Raw genomic sequence first — 15,754 nt, 5'->3', positions numbered from 1 at the left:
GATCCGCCATGGCTATAGTTTATCGGCCATGCCAAATATTGACCTGACTGAATTGGGGCGATCGTCCGCTGCCACGGAACCCGAATTCTTTTCGCGGAAGGTCCTCTCTGCCCGCCGATACTTTCTTGACCTCTCCCCCCCGGCTGGAACCGCTCTGGCGGTGGTCAGCGGGGGCGATGAGAAGTGCGCCCCCGATTACTTTATTCAGCGGGCCAACTTCCCCCACTACGTCATCGAATGGGTAGCCCGCGGCACGGGCGAGGTTCAGATTTCGAGCCAATCCTTCACGGTGCAAGCGGGATCGGTCTATTGCTATGGACCGGGCATTCCCCACACGATCCGCACGCATCCGGAGAAGCCGCTCCGCAAACACTTCGTAGCCTTCACCGGTACCGAGGCTGCCCGCCTCTGTGCGGAAGCCGGCTTGCCACCCGGGACCCATCGCGCGCTAGGCAACGAATCGCGCCTTGAGTGGACTTTCGACGCGCTACGGCGCGACGCGGCTGCGGACGCCCGCGTGGCGGCCCCGCTCTGCCAAGCCTTGCTGCGCTACCTGTGCGCCGTACTGGCAAACGCACCTGCTTCGCCACCCGCGGCGAGCGTCGGCGCGTATGACACCTTCATGCGCTGCGAACGGCACCTCAACAAGCACGCGCTGCGGATCACGAGCCTTGGCCAACTCGCTGAGGAATGTGGTGTCGCAGAAGCGTATCTTTGCCGACTCTATCAACGGTTTGGACAGGGGACGCCCTACCAGCGACTGTTACGACTACGCATGAACTTTGCTGCCGAGCAGCTCTCGGCCGACGATCGCAAGATCAGCGATATCGCGCGCGAGGTTGGCTACCCCGATCCGTTCCATTTCTCACGGACGTTTAAGAGCGTTTTCGGAGTCTCGCCTAGCCAGTTTCGGCGCCTCAGGTGAGCACGCCCCGGGACAGCGCTACTGAGCCGTTTGGAAAAGCAGGACCGTTGGGGCATCCTGGGTATCAAGCTCGGGCAGCGTCGCTTTGGTCTGCGCGTCCTCGACCGCGATCGTCACCTCAACATCGGACCCCAAGACCACAGCGTTCTCAGCGGCGCAGGGGACAACGAGTTGCCCGCTGGCAGGTGTCTCAAAAACGTGAGCGTACAGGCGCTCACGCTTGGCCGTAAAACGCCCCCAATCGGGCGAAGCGATCGGGCTGGCAGCGGAGCCGTAGATGGCTTCGCCATTCACGCGCATCCACCGCCCAAGGGCTGCCAAGCGCTCGACACTGGGGGCAGGGATGCGTCCTTCGGCGGTGGGACCAACGTTCAGCAGATAGTTCCCTCCCTTCGAAGACGTATCGATCAGCTGCTCGATGAGCATCTTCGAGGACTTCCAATTGTGGTCATTCTTCTTGAATCCCCACGTGTCGTTCATCGTCATGCACGACTCCCAGTCGACACCGGGAATACCCGTCTCGGGGATCTGCTGCTCGGGGGTGCCGAAATCGCCCGCGTACTCTTGATCCCCGCGATTGAGACCCTCCATTCCCTTGCGGCCCTTGCCCACACGGTTGTTGATAATGAGCGAAGGCTTGAGATCACGCAGATAGGCGTACAGATCTTTGCCGTCTGCTTCGGTCCACCACTCAACCCACTCGCCGTCGAACCACAGCACGTCGGGGTCGCAAGAGTCGAGCAACTCGCGGAGCTGCTGCTTCATGTACGCGATGTACTCTGGCTTACGCGCGGGGTCGATATGCGTGTTGTGATGCTTCTCGGAGTCGATCCGTTGACTGGGGTGGTGCCAGTCCATGATCGAATAGTAGGTACAGAAATGGATTCCTCGCGCGCGGCACGCGGCCGCCAACGGGGCGAGCAGGTCTTTGCCGTAGGGCGTTGCATCGACCACGTCCCAGTCGGTGGCGGCCGTGTCGAACAGGCAGAAGCCGTCGTGATGCTTCGAGGTGATCACGACGTATTTGATTCCCGCGTCCGCGGCGATCTGGGCCCATTCTTGGGGATCGTACCCGGTCGGGTTGAACTGCTTGGCCAGCGGCACATAGTCGGCCAGCGGGATATTGCCCTTGGCCAAGATCCATTCGCCGATTCCCGGCACCGGCTTGCCGTTCCATTCTCCAGCAGGAATGGCGTACAGCCCCCAATGGATGAACATTCCGAAGCGGGCGTCGCGCCACCAAGCCATTCGCGCGTCGTGCTCTTCGGGCGAGGCGGCTCGAACGACCAGTGGCGATAGGCACAGAGCAAGCGTTGCGGCGAACAAAATCGCGCTCGAGAAAGCCTTAGTCATCACCTGCAAGCCTCAAAAAAAGAGTCGTGAGAAGAGTCCTAGCAAGAAGACATGCGAAGCGGTCTCTGACGTCAGGTCGGAGGGCATTGCAGTAGCCGACTTGCCTCCGTTTCCAGAAAATAAGGGGTGACTATCGATCGATCCCCCGCAGAATAGCACGAACTCGGCCGATTGGTCGCGCAACCGACCGAATCTCGCTTGCACCGCCTTCGCCGGCGTGAAATCCTGAAGGTCGCCGAAATTCGATTTGCGTGACTCCTCGGTCCACGAGGACCGAGCCCCTTCAGCGGCGCTCGACCCGACGACCTGATTTTACGATGCCCAAACTATCGCTACGATTGCTTACGGTGCTATTCAGCCTCGGCCTGCTGGAGTCGGCGGCAGCCTACAACAACAACGATCGGTGGCTGTTCACCGCGACCGATGGCTTGACCGGTTCGACCGGTGAGCCGATCACCCTCACCTGGGGGATTGTCGGCGACGGAACGATGATCGCCAACGTGCAACCCGGGATCAACCAGCCGAGCAATCTGATTGCATCGCTCGATGCCTGGTACGGTGGCGGTGGCGCATCATTCAGTGAGCGCCCTTGGTTTTCATTGCTCCAGTCTTCTTTCGATCGATGGAGCGAAACGAGCGGCGTGCGCTTTGTCTACGAGCCCAACGACGACGGTGCGACGCACAGCGTTCTGCAAGGCCAGCTTGGCGTGCGCGCCGACATACGCCTGGCGGGAACGATGATCGACGCTTCCGACTTCACTCTAGGGACCGCCGCCTATGCGCTCCAACCCGACAACGGTGACATCGTCCTCGACACCATCGACGCCGGCTACTTCGGCAATCCTGCCGGTGTGTCGGTCCGGCTGCGTAACACGCTTACGCACGAGATCGGCCATGCCCTGGGTCTGGGCCACCTGAACTCAACCAGCTCGATCATCTTGATGGAGCCGCAACCCACAACCGATGTGGATGGCCCGCAGCAAGATGATATCCGTGGCGCACAGTTTCTGTACGGCGATCCGCTCGAGAAAGACGGAGGCAACGATTCGCTCGCGACCGCGACCCCGCTCGGCCTTCTGCCTTTCGATACACCAATATCTGTCGGGCAAGACGCCGATTCGAGTCAAACCGTGCTTCCCACGGAAGTTGACTTCCTCAGCATCCACAACTCGTCAGACAACGACTTCTATCGCTTCACGACGACGCGATCGTCCGAGGTGCAACTCACGTTGACCCCCGTCGGCGCGTTCTACAATCAGCGGATCGCTTCCAGCGGCCCCTTTACCGCCATCAACGCCGCCCAAGCGGGCGACTTGTCGCTCGCCCTCTACAGCGGCGACCAGCAGATAGCAGAATCTTCCGCCGGCGGTCTGGGCCAAGCCGAGGCAATCACTTTCGCGCTCCCGTCCGCCGGCGACTACACGATTCAGCTTAGCGGCGTCACGACCACCACGCAGCTCTACCGGCTTGACGTGACTTTGATCGACACCTCCGTGGAAGGCGATTTCAACAACGACGGATTCGTGGATGTCGCGGACTACACGGTGTGGCGTGACACGCTCGATAGCACGGCCGATCTTCGGGCCGATGCCGACATCGACGGGATTGTTGATCAGGACGACTACTTTCGGTGGGCTATCGCCTTTTTCTTGGCGGGGTCTTCGGTCGCCGTTCCTGAGCCGGCAAGCCTGCTAATTGCTTGCGTCAGCTTGACTTTCATGGCGGGAAAACGCAGCCGCCACGGCTGTCGGGGGCCGCATTCTTAGGCGAAAAAATTGTACGCCCGGTTTGTTGCGGAGGCGTGAGGGCGAAACTATAGTAATCACTGCCTGCAGAGGCTTTCATCAGGCGGTGAAAAGCTTCCCGAAGCCCTCCCTCCATCGCCCTAGGCGTCCCTCCCCTAAAGGACATGCCGCGGCCTACCGCCTGTCTCTGTGTTTTCAGTATGCCCCTTGGTGGGCAAGAACATCGTTCAAGGCCTGTCGCAGGCCACAGCTCCATCTTTGAGGAACCGCTCATGACCGCGAAGAAGACCGCCGCTACGCCCCAGGCGAGCAAAGCTACCGCTCAGAAAGTTGCCTACTCGATCGCCGCCGGAGCCGCCGCTGCCGCGGTCGGAGCCGAAGCCAACGCAGCGGTCGTTTACTCGGGGGTTCAAGACCTGCCGATCGCGCAATTCAGCTCGCAAGACCTTAATCTGGATGGCGACGCCTACAACGACATCTTGCTGAAGAACTACGTCTTTGGTGGTAACTATCAAGGGGCGACGGTTAACTTCTTCCCCGGCAAAGTTGTCGGCTTCAACGCCGGTCTGAGCTACGCAACCGCGCTCTCCGATGGCGACGTGATCGATGCCGCGGCCACCGCTGGCGGGCCCTTCGCCGTCTCGCTCGCTTACGGAGCCAATCCTAATTCCCAGTTCGACAACGCTGTCGGAGCGTTCCTCGGACTCGAGTTTCCCATCAACGGAATGAGTCACTTCGGTTGGATCCGTGTCACGATCGACAACGCCGGTGGAACGTTTGTGATCAACGACTGGGCCTACAACAGCACCCCTGGCGAGGGCCTGCTCGCCGGCCAGATCCCCGAGCCCGGCTCGCTGGGGCTGCTCGCCGCCGGAGCCGCGGGAGTCGCTGCTCTGCGTCGCCGCCGCAGCAGCTGAGATCACCAGTCCAACACTGCGAAATCACTTTAATTTCATGCGGGGGCACGTCTCACTCGTCCTGTGCGAGCGACGTGCCCCCGTTCTGTTCACCTCGCAACTGAGCACGTAATCCCATGTCGCGTAATCGAGCTACCGACGCCCTACCGAGGCACACCGCTTACTCCCTTGCCGCGGGTGCCGCCGCGACACTTGCCAGTTCGCAAGCCGAAGCGCAGATCATTTGGTCGGGTCCGCAAGACATCGCGATCGCCCAGTTCAACTCGCAGACACTCGATCTCGACGGCGATTACTACAACGACGTGCTGCTGAAAAACTATGTCTTTGGTGGTAAACCCTACCAAGGGGCTAACGTCCAGTATTTCCCGGGTTTGCTGGTCGCCAAGCAACTCGTGCCCAACGGTATCGCCTACGCCCGTGCCCTCAGCACGGGCGACGTGATCGACGCTGCGACCGTTACACCGGGGATCAATGTCGGCTCGATGGCTTACGGCACCACGAACCCCAACGCCGAGTTCAATAACGCGGTCGGGGCTTTCCTGGGGATGTCGTTCCCGATCAACGCGACGGCCCATTACGGTTGGGTCAGGGTCACGATCGACAACGCTGGCGGGACGTTTGTCATCAACGATTGGGCGTACAACAACACCCCTGGCGAAGGGATCCGCGCCGGACAGATCGCCAAAGGAGACTTCAACGATGACGGCCTAGTCGACGTTGCCGACTACACCGTCTGGCGAGACACGCTGGACAGCACCTCCGACCTCCGGGCGGACGGAGACGCCGACGGTGCCATTACTCCGTTGGACTATCTCGAGTGGCAAGCCGCTTATGGCTTCCCCCCTTTGAGCGTTTCGTCTAGCAGCGTTCCCGAGCCGACGACGCTCGGCCTGCTCGCTGCGGGAGCCGTAGGGCTAGCCACACTCCGCCGCGGACGGCAAGCGACACGTGAGCAGCGATTGGCAAAGCATACGGAGCCCGGACGGTGAAGACGCCCGCGAGGAGCGTCTCGCCGAATTCTCCGCGTCGCGTGCTGCTGGTTGGTTGGGACGCCGCCGACTGGCAGATGATCCATCCGCTCGTTGACCGCGGCTTGATGCCGACCCTAGAGCAGATGATGAACCGCGGCGTGTGGGGTAACCTCGCAACACTGCGGCCGATTCTTTCGCCGATGCTGTGGAATAGCATCGCGACCGGCAAGCGCGCTGAACAGCACGGAGTGCACGGGTTTACCGAGCCGGACCCCGAGGGGGCCGGCATCCGACCGGTGCAGAGCACCAGCCGTCGAGTAAAGGCGCTGTGGAACATGCTCACGCACGCGGGCCTGCGTTCGCACGTGGTGGGATGGTACGCATCGCACCCCACCGAGCCGATTCAGGGAACGATGGTCTCGAATCAGTTTGAGCAATTTCGCTTGGAAGCGGGCGTACCAACCCCGCCCCCTTCTCGCAGCGTTCATCCGGTAGAGCGAACTTCTGAACTCGCACCGCTACGGGTGGGGGCGCATGAGATCGACGCCACGGCGATTCTGCCCTTCATCCCCAACGCCCAGAAGCTCCTCGATAACGAAGGGCACCGTCTCGGCAAGCTGCAGCACCTGCTCGCACAGACAGCCACCGTGCATGCTGCTGCAACGCACCTGCTGACTCAAGACGATTGGGACTTCGCGGCGGTCTACTACGAGGGAATCGATCGCTTTGGCCACGAGTTTATGGAGTTCCATCCGCCCAAGATGGAGCAGGTTTCTGCAGAGGACTTCGAGGCCTATCAGCATTGTATGGTGGGAGCGTATCGCTTCCACGACATGATGCTCCAAACGCTGCTCGACCTCGTGGGCGACGATACCGCGGTGCTGCTCATCAGCGACCATGGCTACTACAACGATCACTTGCGTCCCGATCCGCGTGAAGGGCAGTCGGGACCTGTCGAATGGCATCGACCCTTCGGTGTGTTCGCCGCTCAAGGCCCTGGAATCCAAGAGGGGTCGAGGCTCTATGGCGCGGGCTTGCTCGATATCGCTCCGACCGTTCTGCAACTACTCGGTCTTCCCGCCGCGTACGATATGCCGGGGCGAGTGCTCGCCGAAATCCTTCAGGAAACGACCCCGCTGCCCCGCATCGAATCGTGGGAAGAGATCAGCGGAGAGTGTGGCCTGCACCCTGCCGAGATGCGGATTGATCCGGTCGAGTCACGAGCCGCGCTCGAGCAGCTGGTCGCATTAGGATATGTCGAGGCTCCCAGCGAAGATTCCGAACAAACCGTCCGCGACACGATCGCCAACAACCGTTTCAATCTGATTCAATCGCTGGTTGATTCGCAGCAATACGCCGCGGCGATCGCGCTGCTCGACGAGTTGGATCCAGCGCTGCGAGATACCACCGCGGCACAAACCCTGTTGGCTTCGTGCCTGCTGGGCGTTGGTGATCGGGGGCGTGCGCGAGTGGTGCTCGGCCAACTGGCTGAGCAAGCGACCGACTCGGCCCGCGCGCACATGATGCTCGGCACGCTGGAATTCGCCGATGGCGATACCGAGGCCGCCATGGAACATTTCCGGCAGGTCGTCGAATCGTCGCCCCGGCTACCAGGTCTGCACAACAAGCTCGGCGCGGTGCTGCTCGAAACGGGTCGCTACGCGGAAGCGATCGACGCCTTCGAAAAGGCCTTGGCGATCGACGGGGACAGCCCCTTGGCCTTCACCGGTCGTGCTCGGGCTAAGCTCGAGCTGGGCGACCCCCAAGCGGCGTTGGACGACGCCATGATCGCGGCAGAGCTGGTGCATCACCTGCCCCGGGCCCACTATTTGATCGGGCGAGCGCTCTCACAACTTGGCAAGCCAAACGACGCCGCCGAGGCCCTGGAGCTCTGCGTCAAACAGGCACCGGGGATGAAGGTGGCACACGAGGCCTTGGCGCGTGTCTATCACGATCTCGGCCACGCTGAACGTGCGCGCGACGCCGAGCTGCGTGCAAAACGAATCCTCGCCAACTGACCACGACGCACTTCCTCTCAAGTACCCTCGCGACACGCTGTCGGTAAGGAATAAAGCCATGGGCAAGAAGCTTTGCGGCATGATCACCTCGACATCCTCCGCCCGGCGAGCACACGGCTTCACGCTCGTGGAGCTCTTGGTGGTGATCGCCATTATCGGCATCCTGGTGGCGATGCTCCTGCCAGCCGTGCAAGCGGCTCGCGAAGCAGCCCGACGCAGCGCCTGCACCAACAACCTGCGTCAGCTCGGCCTGGCGGCGCTAAATTACGAGTCGGCCCGACAAGCACTCCCCCCCGGTTACCTTGGCAGCGTGGACTTCCAGCGCCCCGCTCGCCCGCAAGACCCGCCCGCTTTGGGCGGACGGATCAATCAGGGAATCGGCGTGATGGTGTACCTGCTGCCCTACGTGGAAGAGGCCACTCTCTTCGATCAGTTCACTGAAGATTATCCGCTTGGTGCCCAGTCGGGGGCCACTTGGTATTACAGCGATCTGTTCGATAACAATCGCCGTCAGCGGCTCTCTCAGACCACGGTCGCGTCCTACCTGTGCCCCTCGGCACCGGTCGAGCCGCCGCAAGCGGCTTACCTCGACAAGATGTACTTCGTCGCCGCTAGCGGTGCCCTCAGTCCCGGTTCGGGGGCCAACGATCCGGCGGTCATCACGCAGGGGCTCACCCATTATGCGGGCGTGACGGGCGTGCTGGGCTCTGCCGGCCCCGACACGTTTGTTGTCGATTCCGACGAGGTTCGTAACAAGCAGCTCGTTGGCCGTAGCATGCCCGACGAACTGATCGGCGTGTTCCACCGCCGCAGCGAGACGTCGCTGGCACGCGTTATCGACGGCACCTCGCAGACGCTCATGTTCGGCGAAGCCCCCGGCAACATCGGCACCGCCGTTGCCGACACGCTCACCTTCACGGGCGACGCGGTGAATGGTTTCGCTCAGGGATTCGCTTGGGCCGGATGGGGGTGCATCGGCACGTTCTACGGCCTGGACGTTTCGATCCAAGACGGTGCCCCCCTGCCCGAGTCACGCTACCAAACCCACTGGCGTCACTTCGGCTCGCTACACGGCGGCGGCGTTACCCAGTTCACGCTGGTCGATGGATCGGTTCACTCCCTGACGCGTGACACCGACATCGGGGTGTTCCACAACCTGTCCACCATGAAAGGGGAAGACATCGGCTCGCTGCCGTAATCCGTCCCACGCTTCGTGCCGCGGCAGCAACGGCGTTACAGGGCCGGCTGCTCGGTCGGGACCGTTTGCGGCACGACCACCCCCAAGCGATTTCGCTCGCTTAAAAGCCGCTGCGTGAGCCGCTCACGCTCGCTCTGATAGGCGGGGTCTTCATACCGATTGAGCATCTCATCGGGGTCGGTGCTGAGGTCGTAGAGCTCCCATTCGCCCAGGTCGTAAAAGCAGATGAGCTTGTGAGTCCCGTCCGTCACCCCATCGTGGCGCTCGACGGCGTGATCGCGTGTCGGCCCTTCGTGGTAGTGGTAATAGAAAATATCTCGCCCGGGAGTGCTCGGCCCATCGCCCGACGGATCCGTCAGCAGCGGCACCATGCTCTCGCCGTGCAGGGTGGGATCCGCTTCAGCGCCGGCCAGTTCCAAAAAGGTGGGCGCGAAATCAAGGTTCGAAACGATCCGCGTTTCGCTGCGGCCCGGGCTCGCCACGCCCGCGGGCCAGCGCAGCACCATCGGCGTACGAAGCGACTGCTCGTACATGAACCGCTTGTCGAACCAGCCGTGCTCTCCCAAGTAGAACCCTTGATCGCTCGTGTAAACCACTACCGTATTGTCGTTGAGATCGGCCGCGTCCAACCAATCAAGCACCCGGCCAACCCCTTCATCAACGCTCGCGATACAAGCCAGGTAGTCTTCCATGTAGTGACGCCAGATCCACCGCGTGCGGTCGGCACCCTGGAGATTGGCGGCGGCAAGCTCCTCGGCACGCCGATCGATGACACGTTCCCACGCGGCCCGATCTTCGTCCGACATGTGTTTGTAAAGCCATTCCCGATGGTTGCTGTCACGAGCCCACGCCTTTACGTCGCGATCGACGCGCATGTGGTCGGCGATCCGCATCTCGGCCGTCCGCGGCGCGGTGGTGCGGGTGGCGTAGTCGTCTAGCAGGGTTGCGGGTTCGGCGATCGTGCGGCCGGCAAAGGTTTCAAGGTGTTCGGGAGCCGGGTCCCACGGCCTATGGGGGGCCTTCTGGTTGAGAATCAACAAGAACGGCTTGTCTTCCGCCCGGCCCGGCCCGCCGGGGCCCGCGGCCCCTTCCAGCCACTCGATCGCCAGATCGGTCGTCACGTGGGTCACATAGCCATCGATCGCGCGCAGGCCCTCCGCTGTGCGGAAGTCGGGCCGATAGTACTTGCCCTGGCCCGGAAGAATGTCCCAATGATCGAAGCCCGTCGGGTCCGACTTCAGATGCCACTTGCCAATGATCGCGGTCTGATAGCCCGCCTGACGGAGCGACTTCGGAAACGTCCACTGCGCGCCGTCGAACTCGGTGAAGTTGTCGAGCACGCCGTTCGCGTGGCTGTGCTTGCCGGTGAGCAAACAAGCGCGGCTCGGCCCGCAGATCGAGTTGGCGACGTAACAGCGATCGAAGCGGATCCCCTCGCTGGCCAACCGGTCAATCTGGGGCGTCTCGTTCAGGCCGTGCCCGTAGGCGCTGACCGCCTGATAAGCGTGGTCATCGCTCATGATGAACACGAAGTTGGGCCGCGGCGCAGCGCTGGCATCTCCCATGAGTGCCAGCCCGATAAGGGCAACGAGGTGGTAGCGATTCATAACGCCCTAACAGTGATCAGGAAGGAAAGCCAGTTCAGGGCTCGGTCGGTTCGAGCCAGCCCCCGGTAAAGCCCGCGCGTTGCAGGCCACGCCGGATCGGCTCGCTGCGACGCATCACTTCCCACACCGAGCCGGTGCGGTAATTCTCTGCCATCAGCAGGATCGGGCCCTGGTCGATGCCCAGGTAGTCCGTGTTGAACCAGCCCAGGCCCTCCACCATTTTCCCGTTGCGCGGCGCGGGCCCCACGGTTTGGTCGAGGCTCGGATTAAAGCTGTCCCGAAAGCCGTACTGACCGTATAAGGCGTCGCCGTAGCGGTCGCGCATTGTTTGCAGGGCCCGGAGGGTTTCCTCGGGAGCGAAGGGGATCGAGCCGCCCGCGGCCGTGGGGGCGATCGTGCCGTCATCGTCGATGCGTGGTGCCGCCGCACCGCGGGCCCAGTAGCTAGCGAACCGGTGTTGCTTCCCCCGATAGACCCGCTCCCCCACGCCCGGACCGTCGCAAGCGGTCAGGCCCCAGATGTCGGCCCCGTAATCGCGCCAGCCCTGCGGGTTCTCGATCGCGTAAGCCCGCTGAGCGAGCGTCGCGCGGCGGCTGTTCTCAAAGTAGTCGAGTCCCCGCTCGCGCATTGCCCCATCTTTCACCCCACGCAGATCGATCCAGCACGCCGCGTACTGGTGACCGAACAGCGGCGCGAAGTTCGCGTGCTCCTGTCCATAAAACGGGGCCCAATCGTACTCGGCGGTAAAGCGGTCCCACGCCGCCGGATCGATCGGGTGCGTCGGCGATCCGAGGGCCAAGACGTACAGAAAAAGCGCCTCGTTGTAACCGCGATAGTCGGCCCCGCCGAAGGCTTGTTGCTCCGGGTGCCATGCCATCGCCACCAGCGGCGGACGTGGCTGCATCCAGCTCCACTCGACCCGCTCATACAAGAAGTCCGCCAGCCGACGGATCTCCACCTCTTCGGCGGTGTCGTCGTCAAAGTACTCGCGGGCGTACAGCACGCCGAGCATGAGCAGCGCCGTATCGATGCTCGAGAGTTCGCACTGCCGCCACCGCTCGCCCGTGTCGGCCAGTAGAAAGTGGTAATAGAAGCCGCGGTGGCCGCTCACGTGATGCGGTTCGGGCGATTGCTTGGAAGCCGCAAAGAAACGGAGTGTGGCCAGGGTCCGCGCACGCGCCTCGTCGCGCGTGATCCAGCCCCGCTCGACCCCCACGCCGTAGGAGGTCAGTCCGAAGCCCACCGCCGCGATGCTCGACGCGGTCTTAGTCGGCCAGCGATCGGGCGTCAGCCCGTTCTCCGCGGGCGTGGTCTCCCAGAAGAAACCGAAGGTGCGCTCTTGCAGGTCATCAAGAAAGGGGGCGTGCTGATTGACCGCGCTGGATGCCGGCTGGGCGGCAAGGTCGGCGGCATGCAGTGGCACGCACGCCGTCGAGACAAGCACGCCCACCCCGATCACCACAACGGCGAACCAGCGCCGTGTACCACGTTGCCGGGACTTTATCCGGGTTTCGTCGGTGGTGCTTACAGCGGGGGCGGCGTCCATCCGTGTCCTGACGAGGGTTGATCTCTAAAAAAGAGGGGAGCGAGTCGCACGCGCGTCGCTCCCCTCTTTTGTTGATTTCCGTCGATCCGCGGGTGAATAGATCGGCAGACTTCAACGCAAACCGCAGTCCGGCGTCTTAGAAGCTGTAGTCGATTGATTCGCCATCGTGACGGTGACCGAGCCGGTTAAAGTTTTCTAAATCAATGTCGTAGTTGATGAATCGCGTTGAGCCATCGGCAAAGACGGCGTTGATTCCACCGGCGTGGGATGAGCCTAGGAGCCAATCTCCGTAGTCGTCACAGATGTTGTTGGGACGTACTAGAACTTCAAGCGGAGGGGTACCGTTGGCGGTAACTCCCGGAGGTAGAGAAAGATCGGAATCGCTCCGGGGCGAGAAAATCGTAGTTCGCATGTTGTTGCAGTCCCAAGCATCGGCCCAGCCATCATCGTCGAAGGCACCCATACCGGGCTGAGGAGAAGTTCCACCGTGAAACTCTGTGGGAAGCCACTTCTCCGCTATGAACATGGTCTTGCTGCTGCCGTCGGTGATCTTTGCAAAGGTCATTTTCAAACCAAATCCCGACTCTCTCCCCTGAGGAGGACTTGCTGTTAACGCCAGCGTCCAATCGGTGCGCTGAATGATGCCTCGGAATTGAACCCAGTCAGGTTCGGGGCGACTAGTAATCAATTTCTGCACAGTGCTTGCATTCGGCAAACCTGAATCACACGCAGGAATAGGACAACCCCAAGTGGCTTGTCGGATTCGTGTGTCAGGACTTGTGGGATTGGCTAACCGACTATCCATCTCGGTATCGCCGACCTCAGAGCGGGCGGGACCCGCCATGACACCGGCGTAGTCAATCAAAGAAGGGCCTCCACCTCCGCCACCAAAAGTAACACCTCGCCTTGAGGGGCAGTTAAAGAGTCCAACAGCTTGGTTGTTAAGTTGATCCGTTTGAGTGATATCAGCGATCGCCCCTTCTTCAAGGTACGGCAGTAGCTGAAAGAAAACCCCGAGACCCTGTTTTTCAGGTCCGTTGGCGGGACCTCTCCGCAGGGCCGCATTGGGTTGAGAGAAAGTATCGGCTAGATAATTCTCGATACGGGCACCGGGGCTAGTTCCGCCCGTGGGGAACTGCTGGTACGTGTCGTAAAAATTCTGCGTCGCTAGCCCGATGTTCTTCAGGTTGTTCTTGCACTGTGTGCGTCGCGCCGCTTCGCGCGCGGCTTGCACCGCCGGCAGCAACAGCGCCACCAAGATGCCGATGATCGCGATCACCACCAGCAACTCCACCAGCGTGAAGCCCCGGGGCTGCGGCGATCGCTCGGTAAAGAAGGGCTTGTTCGCTGGCATCGATCTGCTCCTGATGAATTCTCGCCGCCACCGAACGATCGGCGACGGGGCCTAAGCTTCCCTTGCTAAGCGGGGTGGCTGTTTGCTCGTGTGGAGGGGAGGAGAAGGCGAGGCGTACCTGCGCGGAACGCCTCGCCCTTCCCCTCACGCTTTCCCCTCACACGACTTCTTTTCTTTTGCTTCTTTCTTTGCTTCTTCTTCGCGGCGGCGCGAGAAGCCTGGCGAGCAGTGGCTTCCGCCCTGCGCGCCAGCACTTCTTCACGCCGACGTGAAACTCTCTCGCGGGGGGGCCGCTCTCTTCCCTACGCACGCCGGACGGCGTTGGTTGGGTGCACCCCCCCCTCGCGTCACGTTCAGCGACGGCGACGTACCGACACCAAGCCGGCGGCGGCCATCAGCAACAGCGAAGCGGGCTCGGGGACCGCCACACCAACGCCGAAGCCCCAGTTGCCCAGCAGGGCGTTGAGCTCGGCGTTGTCGACCGGCGCCGCGAAGCCGTTGATCCACGCCCCGGGGACCGTGTTGGCACCCCAGTTGCCGAGCAACAGGTTCAGGTCGCCGTTGTCGACCTTGCCGTCGCCGTTGAAGTCGCCCGGGTTGAGCGCCACGGCGGTGGTCATCAGCGAGAAGTCGTCGAAGAACGCCGACAACCCGCCACCCGTGCCGACCTGCAAGCCGGTCACGATGCCCGAGACGCGGACGCTAACGGCACCGGCCGGGGCGGTGCCCAGCAGCTCGTGGTTGCGCCACTCGCCATCGTTCATCTGCACGGTGCGCAGGTCGAGCGTCACGGGCGAACCGAGAACGCTGTCGCTCGAATCGAGGAACGCGAGCTCGAGCATGGTCTCGGTGCCGGTCTCCGGCAGGCCACCCGTGTAGTTGGCTTCCCAGCGGGTCGAGGCCTTGAACGAGTACTCGGCACCGGGCGTCGCGGGGACGCTGGTCTTGACCGTGCCATCGCCCGCAACGAAGCCGCGGATCCAGACGCCCTGGGCACCGCCCGTGGCGGGGTCGTTAGCAAAGCCCGCCAGCGCGAGGGTGTCGGTCCCCGAGGGGGCTTCGACAAACTCAAAGCCAACCACCGACTGCGTGATCGGTGTGTTCAGGTTGCCGTTGGTGAGCAGCTCGGAGGTGGGGTTCGATGCGGCCTTCAGCGAGAAGTTGTCGTAGAACGCCGACTGGCCCGGATCGATGTTGATCGCCATGCCGGTTTCTTCGGCAACCACGCGCGCCGAAACCGTGCCGGCCGGAGCGACAGCAACGATCGGCGTGACCGCCGAGTAGCCGAAGCCGTTGAAGACGTCATCGGCCACATTTTGCGACGCACTGCCGAGAACCGCTCCACCGGCACCGAGGAACTCGAGGCGGAAGGTCGCTTGCGTGGGCGAGGCGACTTCGCCGAACGGTGAGAGCAGGTCCAAGAACGGGACGCCCGCGGCGTGGTTCTGCTCGAACGAGGCTTCGCCCGAGAAGGTGTAGGTCTCTCCCGCCGCGGCGGCCACCGTTTGCGTGAGCACCGCGTCGGCCAGACCGTCGGTCGGGTTGCCGACGAACGAACGCAGCCACAGGCCGAACTCGCCCGCCGTGCCGCCCGGGTTGTTGGCGAAGCCGACAATCGCCGCCGAGTTAACCGCGATATTGGGATCGGCGGTGCGATACTCCGCCAGATTCCAGCCGTCGATCGTCTCGACGAGCGCGGCCTCAAAGTTACCGTTGGTGAGCAGTTCAACCGCCGCGGCGCGCTGGGCGACGCAGGCGCTCGCTACTAAGGCAAGCATCAATCCGAATCGTTTCATGGGTGTCTCCTTCAATCGAAGCGTGGTGGGGAGTGACAGGGAAGAGCGGGGAGCGAAAAGAGCCGACACAAGGTGCGTCGATTGCCGCGGTGCCGCGCTCGCGTGGTGGCTCGACCAAGCGTTCTGCGGACAGCGGCAGCCGACCCACCGACTACAACGAACCGATCTTGCGACCGGCGATCTAATGACAAGAACAGAGCAAACCGACGGCGCAGTGCCGACCGACCGCTCAGATGAGTAACTGTTATTCTAAATTATCGAGCGGCGAGATCCTTTGCAAGCGTTTTCATTGCTGTTTTCCTCGAAGATTACCCCGACTGAAAA

General features: G+C 62.3%; 12 protein-coding genes. 7 read left to right on the top strand and 5 right to left on the bottom strand.

Translation table 11 applies throughout. The annotated features are described in order from the left end of the window. The first annotated feature begins 28 nt into the window (after window positions 1–28). On the top strand, window positions 29–925 hold the full coding sequence (locus Pla111_RS05705) for an AraC family transcriptional regulator (protein WP_197524792.1): 897 nt from the start codon (window positions 29–31) through the stop codon (window positions 923–925). Between the two features lie 18 nt (window positions 926–943). On the opposite strand, the gene Pla111_RS05700 is transcribed toward Pla111_RS05705, so the two are convergent. Further along, window positions 944–2,278: an alpha-L-fucosidase gene (locus Pla111_RS05700; protein WP_146572254.1), complete on the bottom strand. Its 1,335-nt coding sequence runs from the start codon at window positions 2,276–2,278 to the stop codon at window positions 944–946. 317 nt (window positions 2,279–2,595) lie between these two features. Between Pla111_RS05700 and Pla111_RS05695 the strand changes: the two genes are divergently transcribed. The 5 genes from Pla111_RS05695 (at window position 2,596) to Pla111_RS05675 (ending at window position 9,127) form a co-directional block, all read left to right on the top strand. Continuing rightward, complete coding sequence (locus Pla111_RS05695) at window positions 2,596–4,044, top strand: matrixin family metalloprotease (RefSeq protein WP_146572253.1); 1,449 nt, start codon at window positions 2,596–2,598, stop codon at window positions 4,042–4,044. A 251-nt stretch (window positions 4,045–4,295) separates the two neighbouring features. Further along, window positions 4,296–4,940 carry a PEP-CTERM sorting domain-containing protein gene (locus Pla111_RS05690; RefSeq protein ID WP_197524791.1) on the top strand — a complete coding sequence of 215 codons (645 nt, stop codon included), beginning with the start codon at window positions 4,296–4,298 and terminating at the stop codon, window positions 4,938–4,940. 116 nt (window positions 4,941–5,056) lie between these two features. Further along, a complete protein-coding gene (locus tag Pla111_RS05685) occupies window positions 5,057–5,929 on the top strand; it encodes a PEP-CTERM sorting domain-containing protein (protein WP_146572249.1) in 873 nt (290 codons plus the stop codon). Continuing rightward, window positions 5,926–7,929, top strand: coding sequence for an alkaline phosphatase family protein (locus Pla111_RS05680; protein ID WP_146572247.1), 2,004 nt, complete (start codon window positions 5,926–5,928; stop codon window positions 7,927–7,929). The genes Pla111_RS05685 and Pla111_RS05680 overlap by 4 nt, the downstream gene beginning before the upstream one ends. A gap of 58 nt (window positions 7,930–7,987) precedes the next feature. Then, window positions 7,988–9,127 (top strand): DUF1559 family PulG-like putative transporter, encoded by a 1,140-nt coding sequence (locus Pla111_RS05675; RefSeq protein WP_197524790.1) that lies wholly within the window; start codon window positions 7,988–7,990, stop codon window positions 9,125–9,127. Window positions 9,128–9,162: 35 nt separating this feature from the next. Here Pla111_RS05675 and Pla111_RS05670 read toward each other — a convergent pair whose 3' ends face one another. The 4 genes from Pla111_RS05670 to Pla111_RS05655 form a co-directional block, all read right to left on the bottom strand. After that, entirely contained in the window at window positions 9,163–10,734 is a 1,572-nt protein-coding gene (locus Pla111_RS05670; protein WP_146572243.1) for a sulfatase family protein, read from the bottom strand. A 34-nt stretch (window positions 10,735–10,768) separates the two neighbouring features. Then, complete coding sequence (locus tag Pla111_RS05665) at window positions 10,769–12,280, bottom strand: glucoamylase family protein (protein WP_146572241.1); 1,512 nt, start codon at window positions 12,278–12,280, stop codon at window positions 10,769–10,771. Between the two features lie 136 nt (window positions 12,281–12,416). Continuing rightward, window positions 12,417–13,634: a DUF1559 family PulG-like putative transporter gene (locus tag Pla111_RS05660; protein WP_146572240.1), complete on the bottom strand. Its 1,218-nt coding sequence runs from the start codon at window positions 13,632–13,634 to the stop codon at window positions 12,417–12,419. Window positions 13,635–13,987: 353 nt separating this feature from the next. After that, a complete protein-coding gene (locus Pla111_RS05655) occupies window positions 13,988–15,430 on the bottom strand; it encodes a PEP-CTERM sorting domain-containing protein (RefSeq protein ID WP_146572238.1) in 1,443 nt (480 codons plus the stop codon). A gap of 2 nt (window positions 15,431–15,432) precedes the next feature. Between Pla111_RS05655 and Pla111_RS05650 the strand changes: the two genes are divergently transcribed. Then, on the top strand, window positions 15,433–15,615 hold the full coding sequence (locus Pla111_RS05650) for a hypothetical protein (protein WP_146572236.1): 183 nt from the start codon (window positions 15,433–15,435) through the stop codon (window positions 15,613–15,615). The last annotated feature ends 139 nt before the right edge of the window (window positions 15,616–15,754 follow it).

The sequence above is a fragment of the Botrimarina hoheduenensis genome (assembly GCF_007859815.1).
Classification (GTDB): domain Bacteria; phylum Planctomycetota; class Planctomycetia; order Pirellulales; family Lacipirellulaceae; genus Botrimarina; species Botrimarina hoheduenensis.
This window is presented reverse-complemented; position numbering and strand designations above follow the sequence as displayed.